The organism is Pseudomonas sp. TREG-RG-20F-10-E-6-01 (genome assembly GCF_022662455.1).
GTDB lineage: Bacteria > Pseudomonadota > Gammaproteobacteria > Pseudomonadales > Pseudomonadaceae > Aquipseudomonas.
This window is the reverse complement of record NZ_JAKNQP010000011.1, coordinates 1-23,246: the sequence shown is the minus strand read 5'-3', so window position 1 is coordinate 23,246 and position 23,246 is coordinate 1. Positions and strand designations below refer to the sequence as shown.

Genomic DNA, 23,246 nt, shown 5'->3' with positions numbered 1-23,246 from the left:
AATACATTCAAAAATGTGGGAGCTGGCTTGCCTGCGATGAGGCCCTTAGCCTTTCGGTGTCGCATTGCCCTGCGCCACTACCCAATCCACCACCTGCTTATTCAACTGATCCCCCGCCCGCCCAAACGCGGCCACCACCGCCGGCACCTGGGTGGCACCCACCGGCTGCTTCACCTCAAACCGCCGGCTGGCAATAATGCGCTGATCACTGCCACGCACCAGCCTTGCGTCCAGTCGGACGACTACCTCTACAGCACTGCCGTGGTACTCGCTCTGAAACGCCTGCAATTGCCCGCCCAGCTCGTAATCGGCCTGTAAGTTGGTCTCGTCGGTACTCAACAGCGTCACCCGCCCATCGCGCTGGAAACCGTCCATGAACCGGTTGCGCAGCAACACGGGCGTCGGGTCGCTCCAGCGTGAGTTCGCATAGCTGCTGATCAGGTCACCGTTGGGCACCACAGCAATGCGCGGGCTGTCGAGAAACTCGCTGCTCTGCGGCTTGCTCACGCGCAGCGACCAGCTCACCGGCGCGCCTTGGGTGGTCGTCTGGGCCGAAGCCAGGCGGTACACGTCCGAAGGGTCGGGCTTGGGCAGGATCGAGCAGGCGCTGACCAGCACCAGGGCCACAGGGGCGATCATGTGATAAGCGCGCTTCATGGCGTGAACTCCTTATTCTTGTCGCTGCCCAGCAGGTAGCCGCTGGGGTTGGCTTCCAGGCGGCGGGAGATTGCGCGCAGCGAACCCAGGGTTTCGCGCAGTTCGCGCACGGCCGGCGCCAGTTCATTGAGGCCCTGCATGCCGCTGTTCACCGAGTCCTTGTTATTGGTGAGCAAGGTGTTGATGGTTGCGGTGCTTTGTTCGAGCGACCTCATTGCCTGCTCGGCGCTGCCGAAGGCTTGCTTGCCTTGATCGTTGAGCAGGCCGTTGGCGTTGCGCATCAGCACGGTGGTTTGCTCCAGGGCGGCCGTCGCCTTTTTGCTCACCTGCATCAGTTGCTGCATCACCAGCTTGATGTCACCGCGTTGCTCGGCGATGGCGCCAGTGGTTTGTTGCAGGTTGTCCAGGGTGTTGCTCAGGCGCTCGACGTTCTCCCGGGAGAACATGTGGTTGGCGTTGTGCAGCAGCAGGTTGATGCTGGTCATCAGGTCGTTGCTGTTATTGAGCAGGCGCGCGATCGGCGATGGCGAGGCGATGATTTCCGGCAGGTTGCCGTCCTTGCCCTTGAGTTCCGGGCTTTGCGGGGTGCCGCCGCTGAGCTGGATGATCGAGGTGCCGGTGATGCCGGTCAGAGCCAGCTTGGCCTGCGTGTCTTCCTTGATCGGCGTCTGCCCGGCCAGGCGGATACGTGCCAGTACGCGGCGCGGGTCGTTGGGGTCCAGGCGCAGGCTGGTGACGTCACCCACCTTGATCCCGCTGTACTGCACCGAGCTGCCTTGCGACAGGCCGCTGACCGCCTCGTTGAACACCACTTCATAATCCTGGAAGGCACTGTCGACGCTGGACTTGGCCAGCCACAGGCCAAACAGCATCGCGCCGACCACCACGATTACGCTGAACAGACCGATCATCACATGATGGGCTCGGGTTTCCATGTCATACCTCGTTGAGCGATTGAGCGGCATCCAATGCCGCGCGGCCGCGGGGGCCGTGGAAATATTCGTGAATCCAGGGGTCGTTCGTTTCCGAGACGACATCAATGGCATCGGCCACCAGCACTTTCTTCTGCGCCAGCACCGCCACACGGTCGGTGATGGTGTACAGCGTGTCGAGGTCGTGGGTGACCAGGAACACGCTCAGCCCCAGCGCGTCGCGCAAGGTCAGGATCAGTTGGTCGAATTGCGCCGCGCCAATCGGGTCGAGGCCGGCGGTGGGTTCGTCGAGAAACAGGATGTCCGGGTCCAGCGCCAAGGCTCGGGCCAGAGCCGCACGCTTGATCATGCCGCCGGAGAGTGACGCCGGGTACTTGTCGGCCGCCGACAGCGGCAACCCCGCCAGGGCAAGCTTGACCGCGGCCAAGTGCTCGGCGTCGGCGCGGCTGAGGCCCGCGTGCTCGATTAGCGGCAGGGCGACGTTTTCGGTGACGGTCAGCGAGGAAAACAGCGCGCCCTTCTGAAACAGCACGCCAAAGCGTCGTTCCACCAGTGAGCGTTGCTGTTCCGGCAGGCTCGGCAGGTTCTTGCCGAACACCCGCACCTCGCCTTCGCTGGGGCGGCGCAGGCCGACGATGCTGCGCAGCAACACCGACTTGCCGCTGCCGGAGCCGCCCACCACCGCGAGGATCTCGCCCTTGTACAAATCCAGATTGAGGTTCTCGTGCACGCTCTGGCTGCCAAAGCGGTTGCACAGGCCCCGCACTTCGATCACCGCCTCGGTGGGCGCACGGTGTAGACGACTCACCAGCCCATCTCCATAAAGAACAGCGCGGCAACTGCGTCCAGCACGATCACCACAAAAATCGATTGCACCACGCTGGAGGTGGTGTGGGCGCCGACCGATTCGGCGCTGCCACTGACCTTGAAGCCTTCGAGGCAGCCAATCGCGGCGATCAGGAAGGCAAAGATCGGCGCTTTCACCATGCCCACCAGAAAATGTTGTACACCGATGTCCGATTGCAGCAGCGAGAGAAACATCGCCGGTGAAATATCCAGTGCCACCGCACACACCACGCCGCCGCCGACGATCCCGGAGAGCATCGCCAGAAAGGTCAGCATCGGCAGCGACACCAGCAGCGCCATCACGCGCGGCAGCACCAGCAGCTCCATCGGGTCCAGGCCCAGGGTGCGGATGGCGTCGATTTCTTCGTTGGCTTTCATCGAGCCGATTTGCGCGGTGAAGGCGCTGGCGGTGCGGCCGGCGATCAGGATCGCAGTGAGCAGCACGCCAAATTCACGCAGGAAAGAGAACGCCACCAAGTCCACGGTAAAAATGGTCGCGCCGAAACTCTTGAGCACCGTAGCGCCGAGAAATGCCACCACTGCGCCAACCAGGAAGGTCAGCAAGGCCACGATGGGGGCGGCGTCGAGGCCGGTCTGTTCGATATGCGCAACCATGGGCGTAATGCGCCAGCGCTTGGGGCGCAAGATGCCGCGGGCGAAGGTTTCCAGGATCAGGCCGATAAAGCCGAGCAGCTTCTTGCTGTCTTGCCACACGGTGTCCACCGCGCGACCGATGCGCGCCAGCACCTGGATGCCGGCGGCCTCTTCCGGGGCTTTGTCCGGCACACAAAAATCATTCAGCGAGCGGTAGACGGTTTTCAGCAGCGCGCGGTCGGCGGCGGACAGGCTGCAATCGGTCTGTTCGGCCGATTGCTCGATACGGTGCGGCCCCAGCAGCTCTACCAGCAGCGACGCGCCCGCGGTATCCAGGGCGCCCAAGCCATTGAGGTCGATGCGTGCGCCGGCGTCGTATTGGCCGTCGAGTGTGTCCGACAGCTTCTTCAGGTTTGCGTAGTGGGCAAGCGTCCAGTCCCCCGTAATCCTGAGTAACGGAGGAGCGGTAGTCGTGTCGAGATGGGCGGCGCCCGCCGTGGTACTGGTGGTCATAAGCTCCGAGCTTGTTTGGCTATCCAGAATTCCTACGTAATAGCACGATACGGCCTACTTTGGCGTGTCCGTTTGTGCTGTGTCAGTGACTTTGAATCGCAGCACGCCAATGACCTGGCCGTCCTCCGTCAGCACCCGCACTTGCCAGCGGCCTACCGCGTCGGCGGGGAAGTTCTGCTTGTGCGTCCAGGCGCGGTAGCCTTCGTCGCGCCCGCCGTGGATATCCAGGGCAATGCGGTCGACCTCTTTGCCGTTGAATTTCCACACATGGTAAATCCGCTCATCCAGCCCGCGCGGCGCGTTGATCGCGGTGTAGGCGTACAGCCCGCCGCTGCGCAGTTGGGCGGCGGTGACTTCCTTGAGGTCGTCACCGGGCGTACGGTCCTGCAGTTGGGTGCTGATCGCCACTTCGGTCATCCACAGCGTGGCCGGCGGCACCCACGTGCGCAGGAACCAGCCGGCACAGCCAATGGCGGCCGTCACCCCCAGCAGCATCGCCCAACCTTTGAAGCTGCGCAGCGGCAAGCTGACCGCCAGGCTCGGGATCGACAGCGCCATGGCCACACCCAGCGCCAATTTGTAACTTTCGGCGGTGGTCAGGTGCAGGATGATCGGCAGCGCGGTGAGCAGCGCGGCGAACAAGGTCAGTGTGTGCAGCGCCAGGAACAGCGAGCGTTTCGGCGCCAGCCATTTGTAGTACAGCGGGTCGGTGATCGACACCAGTGCCGCCGCGCCGAGCAGGCCGGTGAAAACCGACTGGCCGCTGTTCCAGGTGGTGGTGACGAAAAAGAAAGGCAACACAAAAAACAGACTTTCCTGGTGGATCATCTGGGTGGCGTAGCGCAGCAGGGGTTCGGGGATTTCGCGCTTGAAGACCTTGGCGAACAGCTGGGTGAAGCTGTTTTCCAGCATCAGCCACAGCCAGCTCACCAGCATGATCACGGCGATCCAGCTGGCCATGCCCTGCTGGCGATCCACCAGCATGAAGCTGCACACACCCGAGATAAAGCCGCCGAGTGCGATGACCCCAGGGTAGCGCTTGATCAGGACGAGAATGCGCTGGATAAGGGGCGGCAGCTTTGGCATGAGCGATCCACAATGTGTGTAGGAAAAAACCCGGACAGAATAACGTCTTAGTCCTGTGTTCGGTGCCTCATTACGCGATCCGTTTGCGATAAAGCCGCAGGCCGCCCAACACAATGGCGATCAGCCCGAGCACGCCCGCGCCGATCCAGGTCAGGCTGTCGTAGCTCAACAGCGGTTTTTCGATACGCCAATAGCCCGCCTGGTCAAACACTTGGCGCATGGCCTGGTTGGCCTGTTTCAGGTTGACGGCCTTGATGCGTTTGACCGGGTCGCTGAAGTGGCCGTCGGCGTAGTCGCCGGATGCACTCCAGTAGTAATCGGCCAGCGCACTGTTGCCCTGCACGGCCCACGCCTGGCGCGCGATAGCAGCTTGCTGCAGGCGGGCGAAGGTGGCCGCGTCGAGGCCGTCCTTGAGCAGTTGCGCCTTGAGCGCTTGCAGCACCTGTTCGGCTTGCGGCAGGTTTTCGCGCTCAAGGTCGGCATTCAGGCTCAGGAAACCGACGCCGCCGAGCACTTCACGCTCGCTCCACGGGCCGTAGGACAAACCGTGCTTGAGGCGCAGTTGGCGGTACAACGCCCAGTCGAGGTAGTCCTTGAGCAGGTCGTAGGTTTCATCATGCTGGTCGTCGAGTACCGGTTCCGGGAACAGCCAGTGCAGTTTGGCGCTGTCACCGATCCAGCCGTGTATCAGGTCGCGATGGTTGGCGGCGGCGTGTTGAATTTCCGGAAGCGGCAAATGCTCGCTCGGCTCGATGGGATCAAGTTGGCCGTAGGTGCGTTCCAGGTAGGCCGGCAGCAGTTTGTCGAGGTCGCCGACGATGATCAGGGTCATGTTGTTGGGCGCGTACCAGTTTTTGCGCAGCGCTTGCAATTGATCGCGGGTCAAGTGGTCGACCTCGGCGCGTTCAGCGCACTTGAGCCCCAGCTCAACGGCCAATTGGTTGCTGGCGGTGTGGCCAAGGTCCTGGCGGTCGAGCAGGCGTTGCAGGTGCGAGTAATGCCCGCCGTCTTCGCGTTCGACCACGCGCTTGGCCGCAGAGATGTTGGCGTCGGTCAGTTCTGTGCGAGTGATGATGGCCAACAGCAAATCCAGCACTTTGCGCTGGTTTTGCGCGGGCGCTTCAATCACGAAAGTGGTGTCGGCGTTACTGGTGTAGGCGTTCCAGTCGCCGCCCAAGGCCTGCATGCGTTCTTCGAGGTCGCCTTCGCCGCCGCCGTCGATGCCACTGAACAACAAGTGTTCGAGCAGGTGCGGCAGCTCTTTTTCTTCACAAGGGAAGTCATCCAGGCCTACGCCTACCACCAGGCGGATAGCCACGTGCCCGCGCTCGGTGCCCGGTTTGAGCAGCAGCTGCAGGCCGTTGGGCAAGGTGTAGCCCTCGACTTGCAGGCGGTCAAAGGCAAAGGTATGTGCCGAGCCCATGAGCAGGCAGGCGAATAGCAGGCGACGCATAACAGCTTCCTGGCGAGTGAGGTCCACTGTTAACTGACTTCACTCACCGTCGTACGTTCAGGGTGAATGGGTGATGTCGGCGATATCTTCGGCCGAGAGTGCGCCGGTGTCGGACGTTTCGAGCACGACGTAGGCGCTGCTGCAGAACAGCGAGTTGAGGCGTTTCATGTCGGCAATCAGCTCCAGGTGCAGGGAACTGGTTTCCAGGCTCTGTACGATCTTGCGTTGCAGACGGCTGACGTGGGCGTGAGCCAAGCGGCGTTCCTGAGCGCGGAAGCGGCGCTTCTCGCGCAGCAGTTGGCGGGCGCTTTCCGGGTCGGCACTGAGGAACACCGACAGGCCCAGACGCAGGTTGGCAATCAGCTGGGTGTGCAGGCCGGCCAACTCCTCCAGGCCTACTTCGGAGAACTGCCGGCGTTGCGAGGTTTTCTGCTGCTGGACTTTGCGCAGCATGCGCTCGATCAGGTCGCCAGCCAGTTTCAGGTTGATCGACAGCTCGATGATCTCGGCCCAACGACGGCTGTCCTGTTCGCTGAGGTCTTCACGCGGCATTTGCGCCAGGTAAAGCTTGATCGCGCTGTACAAGGCTTCAACGTCGTCACTGAGGCTGCGCATTTCCTGAGTGATGGCGGTTTGTTTACCGCGCAACACTTCGAGCATTGCGGTGAGCATGTTGTCGATCAGGTCGCCCAGGCGCAGGGTTTCGCGCGCGGCGTTGGCCAATGCCAGGCTTGGGGTGTCGAGCGCGGCAAGGTCGAGGTGGCGCGGTTTGGCTTTGCCGTTGGTCTCGGCCTGTTCCGGCAGCAACCAGGCGCACAGGCGCGCCATTGGGCCGATCGTCGGCAGCAGGATGAGGCAGCGGCTGACGTTGTAGAGCAGGTGGAAGGTAATGACCATGCCTTGGGCGCTGTAGTCCAGGCCGTCCATCCAGCCTACGAGCGGGTCGAGCACCGGGATGATCAGCAGTAAGCCGATCAGTTTGTACAGCAGGCTGCCCAGTGCCACTTGTCGACCGGCCGCGTTCTGCATGCTGGTGCTGAGAAACGCCAGCACGCCACTGCCGATGTTGGCACCGATCACCAGGCCGATGGCCACGTGCAGGCCGATCACGCCCGCCCCGGCCAGGGTTGCCGTGAGCAGTACGGCAGCCAGGCTGGAGTAGGAAATCATCGCGAACAATGCACCGACCAAGGCATCCAGCAGGATGTCGCCGGTCAGCGAGGCAAACAGCACTTTGACGCCTTGGGCGTGGGTAATGGGCCCGGCGGCTTCGACAATCAGTTGCAGTGCCAGAATGATCAGGCCCAGGCCGATGCCGACGCGGCCCATCTGCCCTGCTCGCGTCTGTTTGCGCGACAGGAAGAAAATCACCCCGAGAAAAATCAGCAGCGGCGACAGCCAGGACAAGTCAAAGGTCAGCACGCGCGCCATCAGCGCTGTACCGACGTCGGCACCGAGCATGGTCGCCAAGGCAGGCGTGAGCCCCATCAGGCCCTGGCCGACAAAAGATGTCACCAGCATCGCCGTGGCGTTACTGCTTTGCACCATGGCCGTCACCAGGATACCGGCGACAAACGCCAGCCAGCGCTTGGACATGTTCTGCCCGATGACTTGGCGCAAGTTAGAGCCGTAAACCCGCAAGATGCCGGTACGGACGATATGCGTGCCCCAGATAAGCAGGGTCACGGCGGAAAGCAGATTGAGCAAGGTCAGCATGCTCGGCCCCCCGTGTGGGTTAGCTCAAAAAGAGCAAATAAGAATTGCCGCGTGCCGCTCTACGTCTTGTACTTAAGCTGTAGTTGGCGAATGGGCTGCGCGCCAGCATCGCATAGCTAAAGTCGTGTTTGAAATAAAACTGTCATGAAATCAGTTTTTTGCAGATGAAAAAAAGGGGCTCGAAAGCCCCTTTTCAGCAGCGGGTCGGTGTTATTGACCCGGAATATCCTTGCGCAGTTTCACTGGATCCTGCTGTTTCTTCTTTTTCGCGATAGCGGTGCGCATCTTGATATTGATCGCTTCCACCGCCAGCGAGAACGCCATGGCGAAGTAGACGTAGCCTTTTGGCACGTGCACGTCGAAGGATTCGGCAATCAGCACCGTACCCACCACCAGCAGGAACGACAGCGCGAGCATCTTGAGCGACGGGTGCTTGTCGATGAACTCGCTGATGGTGCCGGCAGCCAGCATCATCACCAGAACGGCCACCACGATCGCCGCCACCATCACCGGCACGTGAGAAACCATGCCGACCGCAGTGATCACCGAGTCCAGCGAGAACACGATGTCGATGATGGCGATCTGAATGATGGTGTAGATGAACTTGCCGCCGGCGCCTTTTGGCTCGTCGTGGGTTTCGTCTTCGCCTTCCAGTGCGTGGTACATCTCCTGGGAGCTTTTCCAGAGCAGGAACAGGCCACCGAAGAACAGGATCAGGTCGCGGCCGGAAATGCCTTGGCCGAAGACCACGAACAGGTCGGCGGTCAATTGCATGACCCAGGTGATCGACAGCAGCAGCAGGATTCGCGTGACCATGGCCAGGGCCAGGCCGAAGATCCGGGTGCGCGCCTGCATATGCTTGGGCATGCGGCTGACCAGGATCGAAATCATGATGATGTTATCGATGCCCAGGACGATCTCGAGGGCCGTCAGGGTGAAGAAGGCAATCCAGATTTCCGGATTGGTCAGCCATTCCATGTGTATTCCTTTGAGCAAATGTTAAACCGCGCAAGCTGCAGCGCCGCGCGGGTGAGTGGGTACGATTATAGAGTGCTGAACAGCGGAAAAATCCCCATCAGCAAAGCGGCGAACATTATGCACAGGCACACCAGCACTGCCCACTTGAGGGTAAAGCGTTGGTGATCGCCAAATTCGATACCGGCCAGGGCTACCAGCAGGTAGGTCGAAGGGACCAGCGGGCTGAGCAAATGCACGGGTTGGCCGACGATAGACGCGCGGGCCATTTCCACGGCGGTGATGCCATAGTGGCTGGCGGCTTCGGCGAGTACCGGCAGTACGCCGTAGTAAAACGCATCGTTGGACATGAAGAAAGTAAACGGCATGCTCACCAGCGCGGTGATCACCGCCAGGTAAGGGCCCATGGCTTCAGGGATGACTGCCAGCAGGCTTTTGGACATGGCGTCGACCATGCCGGTGCCCGACAGGATGCCGGTGAAAATACCGGCGGCGAAGATCAGCCCCACCACCGCCAGTACGCTGCCTGCGTGGGCAGCGACGCGGTCCTTCTGCTGTTGCAGACACGGGTAGTTGACGATCATCGCGATGCTGAACGCCACCATGAACAGCACTGGCAGCGGCAACAAGCCGGCGATCAGGGTGCACATCAGGGCAAAGGTCAGGGCGCCGTTGAACCAGATCAGCTTCGGACGGCGAGCATCCGGGAACTGCGACACGCTGATCTCGCTGTGGTCGATCTCGTCACCCTGCAGGTGCAGTTCGCCCAGGCGCGCTCGTTCGCGTTTGCCGTACATATAAGCAATCGCCAGGATTGCTATTACGCCGGCGGCCATGGCCGGGATCATCGGTACGAAAATATCCGAAGGGTCTACGTGCAGCGCACTGGCGGCGCGGGCGGTCGGGCCGCCCCATGGCGTCATGTTCATCACGCCACCGGCGAGGATGATCAGGCCGGCCATGATCCGTGGGCTCATGCCGATGCGCTGGTACAGCGGCAGCATGGCGGCGACGCAGATCATGTAGGTAGTCGCGCCGTCACCGTCGAGGGACACCACCAGCGCCAGCACGGCGGTACCGACCGACACTTTCAGCGGGTCGCCCTTGACCATCTTGAGGATCTTGCGCACGGCCGGGTCGAACAGGCCGGAGTCGATCATCAGGGCAAAGTAGAGAATGGCGAACATCAGCATCACGCCGGTCGGCGCAAGCTTGGTGATGCCCGCAAGCATCATCGGCCCGATCTCGGGTGCAAAGCCACCAAACAGGGCGAACAGGATGGGCACGATGATCAAGGCAATCAGCGCGGAAAGGCGCTTGGTCATGATCAGGAACATGAACGTGATGACCATGGCAAAGCCAAGGAAAGTCAGCATAGGAATACTCCAGGCGTAGCGCGGCTAGGGAATGGCGAACCGGTTTGGGGTCAGCGCAGTACGAAAGGCACGTGGCGTACGGGTGGAGTTGGAGCGAAAGGGCAAGGACGAGCAGACATCGGGAATCACCATTGTTGTTGTTAACAGCCGGTCTGTTGCCGACAGTGGGGGCGATCCTAGACGTGGAAGCTTTCAGCCAGCTTTCGCTGTGTAATCAGGTGATGAGAGGTTTTTCTGTTTCTTCTGTAGGGCGAGTCAGCTTGTGTGGGGCGAATTATGGAAGCTCCAGGCCGCCCGCCGCTTTGTGCAGCGCCCGCAGGTGCTCGCCCACCTGTTTGAGATTGGCTTCACACGCAGCAATTTCGGCGGCGCGGGAAGGCTCGAGCAGCACCCTCACCTCTTTATCCAGATCGCCGGTCAACGATTGCAGCTGCTTCTGGCGCTCGGCGCTTTCCGATTCCAGGCGTTTGGACTCCGAAGGTTGCGGCAGGCCGTAGCCACTACTGCCCAGTAGTTCCGCCGGGCGGCTGAGGAAACCGCTGTTGGCGAGGATCTGTTGCAGTGTGTTGTTAGCTTTTTCCATGCCGCCGTTTTTCAGCTCGCGGGCACCGAGGTAGCGTTGTTTGACTTCATCCTGGGCCAGCATCAGCTGTTTGCGATAGCTGGCCTGTTCCAGCAGCAACAGCGCGGCGCTGGTGCGCAGGTCGGCCTGGCTGAACCATTGGCGGCGCTCTTCTGCGCTGAGCGACAGCCAGTCTTCGACCTCGGTCTGCTTGATCGGCAAGTGTTTGCGCAGGACATCGAACATCGCCTGGTAACGCTCGCGGAACGAGTCGAAGTGATAACCCCGGCGCAATGCCTCGCGTTTATCCTTGAGGACGCTGGTGTCGGCCAGGCCGCGTGCGCTGAGCACTTCCAGCAGGCCGTTGGGGGTGATGTTGTCGAGCCCAGTCAGCTGTGGATTGGCGCTGCCACTGCGCAGGAGTTTCAGGCTTTCGACCGCGCAGTTGTTGGAGATGAAGAAATAGTTGCCGTCGTAGCTCCAATGCATTTCGGCGGCATGCTCGACGGTGTCGTTGATCTCTCGGCGGGTGAGTTTCAGCGGTACGGAGGCCAGCCCGCGCAGCTCGGTCTTGGTGTATTCGTCGATGACCTGGGCCAGTGGCAGCACGAACAGGCGTGACGGGTATTTGCCCACCAGGCCATCCCAGCTCGACAGCTGTACGTCACCGACAAAGGCGCGGTAGGACAGGACCAGGTGTTGGTCCAGGTCCAGGCGGCAATCCGGGCCGCGCGGGCGACCGGGTGCGCAGATCACCAGGCGCAACATGCTATGGCCCCAGCGGCTGACCAGGTTCTGGTTGGCTTCGGCCAGCAGGTAGTCGATTTCGTACACGCGCTCCGGATCGATCTGGCCCAGAGGCGTCTTGGCGAAATCGTTGCCTGCGTTCAGGAATGCGTAGGTTTTGGCGCAGGTGTCTTGCGCAGGCGGCGCCCAGCCGAAGTGTTCCTTGTAGTAGCGAAACAGCGCGGGGCGACGGCAGGCGTAGCTCGGGTCGAGGAGGAAGTACTCCATGTTGACTGCCACAAACTCCAGCGGGCTGGTGGTTTCGTAGATGTCCGGGCTACGGGCAACCTGGTGGTTGTGTTGTTCACGTTCGCCGCGACGGCCCACGTATTGCGGCCAGCCGGCGAGGTCCAGCAGGCGCGGGTCGTCACTCAAGGTAAAGCGGCGGTCATTCTGGCCACGGCATTGATCGGGCAGGCCGATCAGGCCGGTGATGTTGTTTTGGCGGCTGCACCGCTGGATGAGCGTGCGGTCGTCTTTGGACCACAGGCGCGCACGGTCATAGATGTGGGTCAGCTCATGCAGCACGGTGGCGAGCATTTCGCGGCGCACAGTGCCGTGTGGGCGATTGGTTTTTTGGGTGGCGGCGCTGCCGTCGGTCAGGCTGGCGAGCAGGTTCTGATTCAGATCAAGCTCAGACACCAGTGAGGCCTGACCATAGGCGTTTTCAGGCATTTTGTCGGTCCAGCCGACATCGATACGTCGGTCCAGTTGCTCGACAAAGCGCGGCGGCAAAGCGCGCATCGCTTCATCGAGCAATGCCTGGCTGGCCTGCTGTTCGGCCGGGCTCAACCCATCGGACTTGAGCCGCAGTTGCAGGCTGGCCTGGGCTGCGCCTGCACAGAGCAGCACAGTCCCGGCCAATAGCCAGGCGACCAGGCGCCTCACAGAGCGAGGATGGCTTCGGCGAGCGTCTGGTCACTGGCATCGCGAGCTTCCGGCACGCGGGTTCGCAGGGTGTCGAAGGCGGCTTCCAATTGGGCGCCACGGATCTCGCCATTGGTGGCGACGAAACTGGCGGCATCGTCGTGGGCTTCGCGCACAACTTTGGAGTCGCGTATGGAGGTGGTGGTGTCCGAGGTGAAGTCGATGGTGCGGGCCGAGGCACGCACGACGATGTTACTGGTGGCCTTCAAGGTTTGCGCGTGGGCAACATCGGCCAACAACAGCAGGCCGAGAGCGGCGGCGATCAGCGGGCTACGCATGAAATAACTCCAAAATACAAAGATGATTATTGGACGAGAATTGCTTGCGCCAGTTCAAGGTCGCTTGCATGAAGTTTTGGCTGGGTGCGGCGCAGATAATCCAGCGCGGATTCCAGACGAGCGCCCCGCCATTGGCCATCAGTGGCGATAAAAGCGGCAGCGTCATCCTGGGCGGCCATTACCAACTTTCTGTCAAAGGGCGCTGACGTCACCTTGCTGGTGGCGTACGCACTGATGACGGTGCTCTGGGTGGACACATCAAAGGCCGAAGCCAAGGGTGACCAGCAGACGGAAAATAATACGGGAACGATCAACAGGCGGTATGAAAAAACCATAAGACTCGACAACTGAAAGCGAGCGCCAAGGCTAGCGCAACGCCCGGGCGAGAGCCAGCGCTGACACATGAGGTAGCAGCTGGCGCCCTTCTATGTCGATCTGCGTCAGATAGCCAGGATCGCTTGAGCGAGCTGCGTGTCACTCGCCGCATTCAGTTGGGGGGCTTGTTGGCGGATCTGGGCCAAGGCGCTTTCCAGCTTCACGCCACGGATGGCGCCTTCGCTGGCCACAAAGCTGGCGGCGTCATCGCGAGCGGCCTGGACGACCTTGTTGTCACGCAGGGAGGACGTGGCATCCGAGCTGGCATCGGAGGTGGCTTTCAGCGCGCCGACGATCGAATCGGTGGTCACGATAAGGCTGCTTGCGTTGGCATTGGCAGCTACGGCCAACAGGGCTGCAGCACTCAGCAGGCGAAGACGGGACATGGAATGACTCCTGTAGATGAACAAATAAAGCGGCGCAAAGCGGCCACTGTGAAACCGACGTTGTTGCAATTGAGCATCAGACGTCGGTTCTACAAGGTTCGCCACGTGATGACGCGATCTTAAGCTGCCGTTTATCTATTCGGAAAGCCCCACCGTTTTAGTCGCGCCAGAACGGTTTGGACAGCTCGGCGATTCGGTCGCCCTGGCTGATGCCAGCGTCGGACAGCTCGCGAGCGTCGAGTTGTGCCAGTTGTTGGCGCTCATGGGCCTGTTTCGCCCATCGAGCCAGGGCACTGGCGGTGCGAATAATCAGTTGTTTACTGGACGAGGCTCGCATGGGGATGGCCTTTCATGAGGTAGTGGAACTCCATGTTGGGCGTGTCTCTGACACCAATACAGATACACCAAGTCTAAATTGTACTGCTTAACTGTAGTGTTTTTTAAACTGTACTGGTTGCGAAGCAGCTCATCTGTTTGCGATCTAAAAAGATGAATCCCAGAAACAGCAAAGCCCGCCTTCGGTTACCCGGGGCGGGCTTTGCTTTGACAAATCTGGATGCTGGCGGTGGACCCGGCGGGTCAGGGCCAGCGGGCGCCAATTAGCGCCAGAACGGCTTGCTCAGCTCTTCGTAGCGTTGAGCTTCGCTGATACCGGCGTCAGCCAGCAGACGCGAATCCAGACGAGCCAGTTGATGGCGGCTGGAGATGCGGCGCTGCCACAACATCAGGTTGGCGAGAACGCGCAAAGGCAGGGAAGCCTGGGTGTTTACAGCTTTTTCTTCGAAGAACAGATCGGAACTGAGTGTACGTTCCATGATGACATCCTTCCGCTTGTGGCGGGATTAGGTAGTGGTTTAACTGATGCCAATGATCCTCCTCCGACGCAAGACTCTGTAGATACAGTTCACCTGTATTGTGAAGGGCCAGTTAACTGTTTATACCCGCTGTACTGTACGGAAATGGGGCAACTGTACCTGTCCGCACTGAAACAGTGCGAAATGAGCAATTTCGATGATATATGTAGGAATATACGGCGGGAAATGACCGGTACAGCAGTACAGTTTTTTGCAGATCTGATTCTGATGCATTCGAGCTGATGCAACTGTATGAGCATCAGCTCGAATCTGTATCAATCACGCCTTGAGCATGTGACCAGTTTCTTCCAGGTTAATGTGCCAACTCAGTGCCTCGCGCAGGATATGCGGGGTATGCCCGCCGATAGCACAGGCCGCATTGAAGTAGCTGTTCAGCGCATCGCGGTACGCCGGGTGCACACAGTTGTCGATGATCACCCGAGCCCGTTCCCGTGGCGCCAGACCGCGCAAGTCGGCAAGGCCCACTTCGGTGACCAGAATGTCGACATCATGCTCAGTGTGGTCCACATGGCTGACCATCGGCACGACGCTGGAAATGGCGCCGCCCTTGGCGATCGACTTGGTCACGAAGATGGCCAGGTGCGCATTGCGCGCGAAGTCCCCGGAGCCGCCAATACCGTTCATCATCCGCGTGCCACACACATGGGTGGAATTGACGTTGCCGTAGATGTCGAATTCCAGCGCGGTATTGATGCCGATAATGCCCAGGCGACGCACCACCTCAGGGTGGTTGGAGATTTCCTGTGGGCGCAGCACCAGCTTGTCCTTATAGTGCTCCAGGTTGCCGAACACGTCGGCGTTGCGCCGTTCCGACAAGGTAATCGAGCTGCCGGAGGCGAAACTCAGCTTGCCCGCATCGATCAGGTCGAAGGTCGAATCCTGCAGGACTTCCGAATACATCGTCAGGTCTTCGAACGGCGATTCGATCAAACCGCACATCACGGCGTTGGCGATGTTGCCAATCCCGGCCTGCAGCGGGCCGAGCTTGTTGGTCATGCGACCGGCGTCCACTTCCTGCTTGAGGAAATTGATCAGGTGATTGGCGATGCCTTGGGTATCGGCGTCCGGCGGCGTCACGGTGGACGCGGAATCAGACTGGTTGGTGATTACGATGGCGACAATCTTTTCCGGCGGGATCGGAATCGCGGTGCTACCGATGCGGTCGTCGACCTTGACCAGCGGGATCGGCGTGCGCGTCGGCCGGTAGGTTGGAATATAGATGTCGTGCAACCCTTCCAGGTTTGGGTTGTGCGCCAGGTTGATCTCAACGATCACGTGCTTGGCGAAAATCGCAAAGCTCGCCGAGTTGCCCACAGAGGTGGTCGGCACAATATGGCCTTGCTCGGTGATCGCGACGGCTTCGATCACGGCAATATCCGGCAGCTTGAGCTGGTTGTTGCGCAGTTGTTCGACGGTTTCGGACAAATGCTGGTCGATGAACATCACCTCGCCGGCATTGATCGCCTTGCGCAGGGTGCTGTCGACCTGAAATGGCATGCGTCGGGACAGCACGCCGGCTTCTGTCAGTTGCTTGTCCAGGTCATTGCCCAGGCTGGCGCCGGTCATCAAGGTGATTTTCAGCGGCGAAGTCTTGGCGCGTTCGGCCAGGGCGTGAGGGACGGCCTTGGCTTCACCGGCGCGGGTGAAGCCGCTCATGCCGACGGTCATGCCGTCCTCGATCAGTGCGGCGGCGTCTGCCGCGCTCATGACCTTGTTCAACAACGAAGGCAAGCGGATACGATCACGGTACATGAATTGTTATCTCAGGCTACGGAAGCAAGGTGGGCAGTGTAGTGATTTCAAAAAATTTCGGCCCGCTACCATGGTCGAATGCCAGGCGGCGATTTAGAGCCTTTGGTCGGTTTTAATCCAGCAATAAAAAACCCCAGCCTACTGCAGGCCAGGGTTTCGGGTATTGCGCTGGCGCAGTGTTATTCGACGGCTTTGACCATGTCTTCGATGACCTTCTTGGCATCACCGAAGACCATCATGGTCTTGTCCAGGTAGAACAATTCGTTGTCCAGGCCCGCGTAGCCGCTGGCCATCGAGCGCTTGTTGACGATGATGGTCTTGGCCTTGAACGCCTCAAGGATCGGCATGCCGGCGATCGGCGAATTAGGGTCGTTCTTGGCGGCCGGGTTGACCACGTCGTTCGCGCCCAGCACCAGCACCACGTCGGCCTGGCCGAACTCGGAGTTGATGTCTTCCATCTCGAACACCTGGTCATAAGGCACTTCGGCCTCGGCCAGCAGCACGTTCATATGACCAGGCATACGGCCCGCCACCGGGTGGATCGCATACTTCACGGTCACGCCGCGGTGGGTCAGCTTCTCGGTCAGCTCTTTAAGCGCATGTTGCGCACGTGCCACCGCCAAGCCATAGCCCGGCACGATGATCACGGTGTCGGCATTGGTCAGCAGGAAAGTGGCGTCGTCGGCAGAGCCGGATTTGACCGGGCGCGCTTCTTTCGAGCCCGCTGGGCCCGCCGCATCGGCTGTGTTGCCAAAGCCGCCGAGCAGTACATTAAAGAACGAGCGATTCATCGCCTTGCACATGATGTACGACAGGATCGCGCCGCTGGAGCCCACCAGCGAGCCGGCGATGGTCAGCATCGAGTTGTTCAGCGAGAAGCCGATACCCGCCGCTGCCCAGCCGGAGTAGCTGTTGAGCATCGACACGACGACCGGCATGTCGGCGCCACCAATCGGGATGATGATCAGCACGCCAAGCACGAACGCCAGGGCCAGCATCAATGCGAAGGCGCTGAGGTTGCCAGTGAACATGAACGCCAGGCCCAGACCCAGGGTTGCAAGGCCCAGCACCAGGTTCAGCTTGTGCTGGCCGCCGAACTGTACCGGTGCGCCTTGGAACAGGCGGAACTTGTACTTTCCCGACAGTTTGCCGAACGCGATCACCGAACCGGAGAAGGTGATGGCACCGATGGCCGCGCCAAGGAACAGTTCCAGGCGGTTACCGGCAGGGATCGAGTCGCCCAAGTGTTTGACGATGCCCAGGGATTGCGGCTCGACCACGGCGGCGATGGCGATAAACACCGCGGCCAGGCCGATCATGCTGTGCATGAATGCCACCAGCTCAGGCATCTTGGTCATTTCTACGCGCTTGGCCATGATTGAACCGGCGGTGCCGCCGATCAACAGGCCGACAATCACGTAACCAATGCCAGCAGTGGCCAGCTCAGCGCCCAGCTTATAGATCAGGCCCACGGTGGTAAGCACCGCCAGCGCCATGCCGAGCATGCCGAACAGGTTGCCGCGTCGCGACGTGGTGGGGTGTGACAAGCCTTTGAGGGCCTGGATAAAGCAGATCGACGCGATCAGGTAGAGCGTCGTTACAAGATTCATGCTCATTACTTTGGCGCCTCTTCTTTTACTTTCGGGGCTTTTTTCTTGAACATCTCGAGCATCCTGCGCGTTACCAGGAAGCCGCCGAACACGTTGACTGCCGCCAGAGCCACGGCCAGGGTGCCCATGGTCTTGCCCAAGGGGGTAACGGTAAGGGCCGCCGCCAGCATGGCGCCGACGATCACAATCGCCGAGATCGCGTTGGTCACGGCCATCAATGGCGTGTGCAGCGCGGGTGTGACGTTCCAAACCACGTGGTAACCGACGTAAATCGCCAGCACAAAGATGATCAGGTTGTAGATACCGGGGGAGATAAGCTCTTCCATCGTCTGAATCCCTGCTTAGGCGTTTTTACGGATGACTTGGCCGTCGCGGCACATCAGGCACGCGGCGACGATGTCGTCTTCGAGGTTGATTTCAAACTGCCCTTCCTTGGTGAAGACCAGCTTCAGGAAGTCCAGCAGGTTGCGCGCATACAGAGCAGAAGCATCAGCAGCGACTGCGCCAGCCAGGTTGGTCGGGCCGCAGATGGTCACGCCGTTTTCCACGATCACCTGATCGGCGACCGTCAGCGGGCAGTTACCGCCCTGGGCGGCGGCGAGGTCGATGACCACAGAGCCGGGTTTCATTTGTGCGACGGTTTCAGCACTCAACAGCGTCGGTGCCTTGCGGCCCGGGATCAGCGCGGTGGTGATAACAATGTCGGCTTGCTTGGCGCGTTCGTGCACGGCCAGGGCCTGGCGTTGCATCCAGCTGGAAGGCATGGGGCGCGCATAACCGCCGACGCCGACGGCGCATTCGCGTTCTTCATCGGTTTCGTAGGGCACGTCGACGAACTTGGCACCCAGGGATTCGATCTGCTCTTTTACTGCCGGGCGCACGTCGGACGCTTCGATCACTGCACCCAGGCGTTTCGCCGTGGCAATGGCCTGCAAGCCTGCAACGCCGGCGCCGAGGATCAGCACGCGCGCGGCTTTGACGGTGCCGGCGGCAGTCATCAGCATTGGCATGAAGCGTGGGTAGTGATGGGCTGCCAGCAATACCGCTTTATAGCCGGCGATGTTCGCTTGCGATGAAAGCACGTCAAGGCTCTGGGCCCGCGAGGTGCGCGGTGCAGCTTCAAGGGCGAAGGCCGTAATGCCGCGCTCGGCAAGCTTGGCGATGGTTTCGTTGCTGAACGGGTTGAGCATGCCCACCAACACGGTGCCGCTTTTGATCAGCGCCAGTTCGCTGTCGCTGGGGGCAACCACCTTGAGAATCAGCTCGGCACCCAACGCATCCTCGGCACTGCCAATGGTTGCGCCTGCGGTTTCATAGGCGCTGTCCAGGACACTGGCTTTAATGCCTGCACCGCTTTGAACAGTGACCTTATGGCCCTGGCCGATCAGCTTCTTGATGGTTTCCGGGGTGGCAGCCACCCGCGTTTCACCGGTCTGGGTTTCGAGAGGAACACCAATGTGCACGTCAAATCTCCTGCATGATCTTTTTGCTTTTGATCTTTTTGTAAAAAGGCCAGTGCACCGCGAGTGGCGCAACTGGGGCGGCCGATCAGCACGATCCCGCCGAAATGACAGCGGGGCGCGGCATTTTGCAGGCGAACTTTACGGCCATCAAGGGATTATGACGGGTGACGAAAAATTAACTACAAGTCACCCTGTGACTGATTGTCGCAATGCGCCCCAATAACCGTTTTAAATACAGGTGTTTAGAGGGGTTCAGGCTTTTTTGAGGCTTTTTCCAATCGTCGCTGTGAATGGGCGGGCATTGGCCGCATATGGTCGCTGCAAGCCATGTGGATCATAGCTTTGAGCTTGATTTCTGGCTGGCAAGTACAGTCTGTGTAAATGCGACATATCCGTACATCTGTAGGATTTTGAATATCTTGACTACAGGGTCAGTAACTAGCGTAGGGCCTTTAAACATCGGGGCTATAACGCTGTGATTGATCAATTAACCAGTCTCTGAAGGCGTGCAGTGAGGCGGATTCGACTTTTCGTTCGGGAATCATCAGGTAATACGCCTTCGAACTGCTGAGGGCTTCGGGGCTTGCGATCACTAATTGCTTCTCCTCAAGCTCGCGCTGGATAAGGAATGGCGGAATCAGCGCAATGCCCATGTCATGCATGGCGGCTTGAGACAACATCGAGAATAGCTCGTAACGAGGGCCTGTCATGTCACGGGGTATGTTCAGTTGTTGCGCGCTGAACCATTGGCGCCAGGCGTATGGCCGAGTGGTTTGCTGCAGTAGCGGCAATTGCGCGATCTGCTGAGGGCTGAAGTGGTCACGGTCACCCAACAAGCGCGGGCTGCACACCGGGAGCGGATTTTCCCCCATCAGACGGTGAGACTCGGTGCCGGACCAGTCGGCATCGCCGAAGTAGATCGCCGCATCGAATTCGGTATCGGCAAATAGAAAGGGGCGCGTCCGGTTGGTGAGATTGACGGTCACCTCTGGGTGGTGTCGTTGAAAATCTTTGAGGCGAGGGATCAGCCATTGGGTACCGAAGGTTGGCACCACGGCCAATTCAATGACGTTGGCGCCCTGCTGTCCCATTACTGACAAGGTGTCGCGCTCTACAGCGTCCAGTTGCATGGCGACGCGCCGGCTATAGGACAGGCCCGCTTCCGTCAGTTTTACCCCGCGCCGGGAGCGCCGAAATAGCTCGACACTCAAAAACTCCTCAAGGCTGGCGATCTGTCGACAGATGGCGCCTTGGGTGATGGAAAGCTCGTGCGCCGCCTTGGTAAAGCTCTCGTGGCGGGCCGCAGCCTCAAAGCTGACCAGAGCAGTCGTACTGGGAATTTTTCTGCGCATGTACGGAGTACTCACTTATAAAGCGCGTCTGCGCCCTTCTCAGTCGTTTCGGAGTGAGAAATTAGCACAACCCTATGCAGAAACCTCGTTTGCCCTCTGCGTCTGCCCAGCCTAGGCTGCACCCACGACTTCTGATTTTTTCCGCGAGGGCTTATTCATGGCTGGTAAGGCAAGCTTCAACTGGATCGATCCGCTGCTGCTGGATCAACAGCTCACCGAAGAAGAGCGCATGGTGCGTGACAGTGCTGAGCAGTTCGCCCAGGACAAGCTGGCGCCGCGTGTGCTCGAAGCCTTCCGCCATGAAAAGACCGACCCCGCGATTTTTCGCGAGATGGGCGAAACCGGCCTGCTCGGTGCGATGATCCCTGAGCAGTACGGTGGCAGTGGCTTGAATTACGTCAGTTATGGGCTGATCGCCCGTGAGGTCGAGCGTGTCGACTCCGGCTATCGCTCGATGATGAGTGTGCAGTCGTCACTGGTCATGGTGCCCATCAACGAATTTGGTACCGAGGCGCAGAAGCAGAAGTACCTGCCGAAGTTGGCATCCGGGGAATGGATCGGCTGCTTCGGCCTGACCGAGCCTAACCATGGTTCTGATCCGGGCGCGATGATTACGCGGGCGCGCAAGGTGGACGGCGGCTATAGCCTGACTGGCGCCAAGATGTGGATCACCAATAGCCCGATCGCCGATGTGTTTGTGGTGTGGGGCAAGGACGATGCCGGGGATATCCGCGGTTTTGTCCTTGAGAAGGGCTGGAAAGGTCTGAGCGCTCCGGCGATTCACGGCAAGGTCGGCCTGCGGGCTTCCATTACCGGTGAAATTGTCATGGATAACGTCTTTGTGCCGGAAGAAAACATTTTCCCGGATGTGCGTGGTTTGAAAGGGCCTTTCACCTGCCTTAACTCGGCGCGCTACGGCATCTCCTGGGGTGCGCTGGGTGCCGCCGAGTTCTGCTGGCATACCGCTCGCCAGTACACCCTGGATCGTCATCAGTTCGGGCGTCCATTGGCGGCAACCCAATTGATCCAGAAGAAGCTGGCCGATATGCAGACCGAGATCACGCTGGCGCTGCAAGGGTGCCTGCGTCTGGGGCGCATGAAGGATGAAGGAACGGCGGCGGTTGAGATCACTTCGATCATGAAGCGCAACTCGTGCGGCAAGTCCCTGGACATCGCCCGTATGGCGCGTGACATGTTGGGTGGCAACGGTATTTCCGATGAGTTCGGGGTGGCGCGCCACTTGGTCAACCTGGAGGTGGTCAACACCTATGAAGGAACGCACGACGTGCATGCCTTGATTCTTGGGCGTGCGCAAACCGGTCTTCAGGCGTTCTATTAATAGGAGCACGGTATGGGCGCGCTTTCACATCTGCGGGTACTGGATTTATCGCGAGTGCTGGCGGGCCCCTGGTCCGGGCAGATCCTTGCGGACCTTGGGGCTGAAGTGATCAAGGTCGAGCGGCCAGGTAATGGCGATGACACGCGTGCATGGGGGCCGCCCTTTCTTAAGGATGCATTTGGCGAGAACACCAGTGAAGCCGCGTATTACTTGTCGGCCAACCGTAACAAGGAGTCGGTGACTATCGACTTCACGCGACCAGAGGGGCAGAAGCTGGTGCGTGACCTGGCGGCCAAGTCCGACATCCTGATCGAGAACTTCAAGGTGGGTGGTCTGGCGGCATATGGGCTGGACTATGAATCGCTGAAGGAGATCAATCCCGAGTTGATCTATTGCTCGATCACGGGCTTTGGTCAGACGGGGCCTTATGCGACACGCGCCGGTTATGACTTCATGATCCAGGGGCTGGGTGGCCTTATGAGCCTGACCGGTCGGCCAGAGGGTGATGAAGGGGCTGGGCCTGTGAAGGTGGGCGTGGCGTTGACCGACATCCTGACCGGGCTCTACTCGACGGTGGCCATTCTGGCAGCGCTGGCCCATCGCGATCATGACGGTGGCGGGCAGCACATTGATATGGCGTTGCTGGATGTGCAGGTGGCGTGCTTGGCTAACCAGGCGATGAATTACCTCACGACGGGTGTTTCGCCAAAGCGTTTGGGCAATGCTCACCCCAATATCGTGCCTTATCAGGATTTCCCCACGGCTGATGGTGACTTCATCCTCACGGTGGGTAACGACGGGCAGTTTCGCAAGTTCGCTGAGGTGGCGGGGCAGCCTCAATGGGCAGAGGATCCGCGCTTTGCTACTAATAAGCTGCGGGTGGCTAATCGCGCGGAGCTGATTCCGTTGATTCGCCAGGCTACCGTCTTCAAGACCACCGCTGAGTGGGTATCGCAGCTGGAGCGAGTGGGTGTGCCGTGCGGGCCTATCAATGACTTGGCACAGGTGTTCGCCGACCCACAGGTCAAGGCGCGGGGGTTGGCGATGGCATTGCCGCATGCGTTGGCGGGGATGGTGCCTCAGGTAGCGAGTCCGATAAGGCTGTCCAAGACGCCGGTGGAGTACCGTAGCGCGCCTCCTCTATTGGGAGAGCACACGGTTCAGGTGCTGCAAGGTGTGCTTGGGCTGGGGCCGGCGAGTGTAGCTGCTTTAAAGGAGGCGGGGGTTATATGAGCGTTTCCCTCTATATAGAGTGTGTGAAGGGCTCAATGTCGGTTGTTTTTTAATCAATCCTAACTAATTGATAGAAAAGCAAAATTAAGGGTTGACGGCAGATTCTGGAAGTCTATAATTCGCCCCACTTCCGGCGCAGTCGAAACGGAAAACTCCTTGA

At 60.0% G+C, this 23,246-nt stretch carries 22 protein-coding genes; 2 read left to right on the top strand and 20 right to left on the bottom strand.

What is annotated here, in order from left to right:
- Positions 1–45 precede the first annotated feature (45 nt).
- The 20 genes from L8K08_RS24430 to L8K08_RS24335 all read right to left on the bottom strand — a co-directional run bounded on the left by L8K08_RS24430 (position 46) and on the right by L8K08_RS24335 (position 20,514).
- Positions 46–657, bottom strand: coding sequence for an ABC-type transport auxiliary lipoprotein family protein (locus L8K08_RS24430; RefSeq protein WP_242200470.1), 612 nt, complete (start codon positions 655–657; stop codon positions 46–48).
- On the bottom strand, positions 654–1,592 hold the full coding sequence (locus L8K08_RS24425) for an MlaD family protein (RefSeq protein WP_242200469.1): 939 nt from the start codon (positions 1,590–1,592) through the stop codon (positions 654–656). The genes L8K08_RS24430 and L8K08_RS24425 overlap by 4 nt, the downstream gene beginning before the upstream one ends.
- Before the next feature lies 1 nt (position 1,593).
- A complete protein-coding gene (locus L8K08_RS24420; RefSeq protein ID WP_242200467.1) occupies positions 1,594–2,397 on the bottom strand; it encodes an ABC transporter ATP-binding protein in 804 nt (267 codons plus the stop codon).
- Entirely contained in the window at positions 2,394–3,542 is a 1,149-nt protein-coding gene (locus tag L8K08_RS24415) for an ABC transporter permease (RefSeq protein ID WP_145158549.1), read from the bottom strand. The genes L8K08_RS24420 and L8K08_RS24415 overlap by 4 nt, the downstream gene beginning before the upstream one ends.
- Positions 3,543–3,596: 54 nt before the next feature.
- Complete coding sequence (locus L8K08_RS24410; protein WP_106576053.1) at positions 3,597–4,628, bottom strand: DUF5924 family protein; 1,032 nt, start codon at positions 4,626–4,628, stop codon at positions 3,597–3,599.
- Between the two features lie 70 nt (positions 4,629–4,698).
- Positions 4,699–6,081, bottom strand: a complete 1,383-nt coding sequence (locus L8K08_RS24405; protein WP_242200465.1) for a pitrilysin family protein — start codon at positions 6,079–6,081, stop codon at positions 4,699–4,701.
- Between the two features lie 57 nt (positions 6,082–6,138).
- A complete protein-coding gene (locus L8K08_RS24400; protein ID WP_106576055.1) occupies positions 6,139–7,797 on the bottom strand; it encodes a Na/Pi cotransporter family protein in 1,659 nt (552 codons plus the stop codon).
- A gap of 210 nt (positions 7,798–8,007) precedes the next feature.
- Positions 8,008–8,775 carry a TerC family protein gene (locus L8K08_RS24395; protein WP_106576056.1) on the bottom strand — a complete coding sequence of 256 codons (768 nt, stop codon included), beginning with the start codon at positions 8,773–8,775 and terminating at the stop codon, positions 8,008–8,010.
- A 65-nt stretch (positions 8,776–8,840) separates the two neighbouring features.
- Positions 8,841–10,148, bottom strand: a complete 1,308-nt coding sequence (locus tag L8K08_RS24390; RefSeq protein WP_242200462.1) for a CitMHS family transporter — start codon at positions 10,146–10,148, stop codon at positions 8,841–8,843.
- 274 nt (positions 10,149–10,422) lie between these two features.
- On the bottom strand, positions 10,423–12,384 hold the full coding sequence (locus L8K08_RS24385) for a DUF4105 domain-containing protein (protein ID WP_242200460.1): 1,962 nt from the start codon (positions 12,382–12,384) through the stop codon (positions 10,423–10,425).
- Positions 12,381–12,701: a DUF2388 domain-containing protein gene (locus tag L8K08_RS24380; RefSeq protein WP_145158555.1), complete on the bottom strand. Its 321-nt coding sequence runs from the start codon at positions 12,699–12,701 to the stop codon at positions 12,381–12,383. The genes L8K08_RS24385 and L8K08_RS24380 overlap by 4 nt, the downstream gene beginning before the upstream one ends.
- A gap of 26 nt (positions 12,702–12,727) precedes the next feature.
- On the bottom strand, positions 12,728–13,036 hold the full coding sequence (locus tag L8K08_RS24375; RefSeq protein WP_106576060.1) for a DUF2388 domain-containing protein: 309 nt from the start codon (positions 13,034–13,036) through the stop codon (positions 12,728–12,730).
- A 105-nt stretch (positions 13,037–13,141) separates the two neighbouring features.
- Positions 13,142–13,462, bottom strand: coding sequence for a DUF2388 domain-containing protein (locus L8K08_RS24370; protein ID WP_106576061.1), 321 nt, complete (start codon positions 13,460–13,462; stop codon positions 13,142–13,144).
- Positions 13,463–13,619: 157 nt separating this feature from the next.
- Complete coding sequence (locus L8K08_RS24365) at positions 13,620–13,799, bottom strand: DUF1127 domain-containing protein (RefSeq protein ID WP_145158557.1); 180 nt, start codon at positions 13,797–13,799, stop codon at positions 13,620–13,622.
- Between the two features lie 262 nt (positions 13,800–14,061).
- Entirely contained in the window at positions 14,062–14,277 is a 216-nt protein-coding gene (locus L8K08_RS24360; protein WP_003214752.1) for a DUF1127 domain-containing protein, read from the bottom strand.
- Positions 14,278–14,595: 318 nt separating this feature from the next.
- Positions 14,596–16,089: an acetyl-CoA hydrolase/transferase family protein gene (locus L8K08_RS24355; protein ID WP_145158558.1), complete on the bottom strand. Its 1,494-nt coding sequence runs from the start codon at positions 16,087–16,089 to the stop codon at positions 14,596–14,598.
- Between the two features lie 179 nt (positions 16,090–16,268).
- Positions 16,269–17,705: an NAD(P)(+) transhydrogenase (Re/Si-specific) subunit beta gene (locus L8K08_RS24350; RefSeq protein WP_242200459.1), complete on the bottom strand. Its 1,437-nt coding sequence runs from the start codon at positions 17,703–17,705 to the stop codon at positions 16,269–16,271.
- On the bottom strand, positions 17,705–18,025 hold the full coding sequence (locus L8K08_RS24345; RefSeq protein ID WP_003187417.1) for an NAD(P) transhydrogenase subunit alpha: 321 nt from the start codon (positions 18,023–18,025) through the stop codon (positions 17,705–17,707). Before L8K08_RS24345 ends, L8K08_RS24350 begins: the two co-directional genes overlap by 1 nt.
- 15 nt (positions 18,026–18,040) lie before the next feature.
- The gene (locus L8K08_RS24340) at positions 18,041–19,162 is read right to left on the bottom strand and encodes a Re/Si-specific NAD(P)(+) transhydrogenase subunit alpha (RefSeq protein WP_242200457.1); all 1,122 of its coding nucleotides are present in this window, start codon (positions 19,160–19,162) and stop codon (positions 18,041–18,043) included.
- A gap of 452 nt (positions 19,163–19,614) precedes the next feature.
- Positions 19,615–20,514, bottom strand: coding sequence for a LysR family transcriptional regulator (locus tag L8K08_RS24335; RefSeq protein WP_242200455.1), 900 nt, complete (start codon positions 20,512–20,514; stop codon positions 19,615–19,617).
- A 157-nt stretch (positions 20,515–20,671) separates the two neighbouring features.
- On the opposite strand from L8K08_RS24335, the gene L8K08_RS24330 reads away from it, so the two are divergent.
- Together L8K08_RS24330 and L8K08_RS24325 are read left to right on the top strand one after the other, a co-directional pair.
- Positions 20,672–21,853, top strand: a complete 1,182-nt coding sequence (locus L8K08_RS24330) for an acyl-CoA dehydrogenase (protein WP_053253703.1) — start codon at positions 20,672–20,674, stop codon at positions 21,851–21,853.
- 12 nt (positions 21,854–21,865) lie between these two features.
- Positions 21,866–23,086 (top strand): CaiB/BaiF CoA-transferase family protein, encoded by a 1,221-nt coding sequence (locus tag L8K08_RS24325; RefSeq protein ID WP_242200453.1) that lies wholly within the window; start codon positions 21,866–21,868, stop codon positions 23,084–23,086.
- Positions 23,087–23,246: the final 160 nt, after the last annotated feature.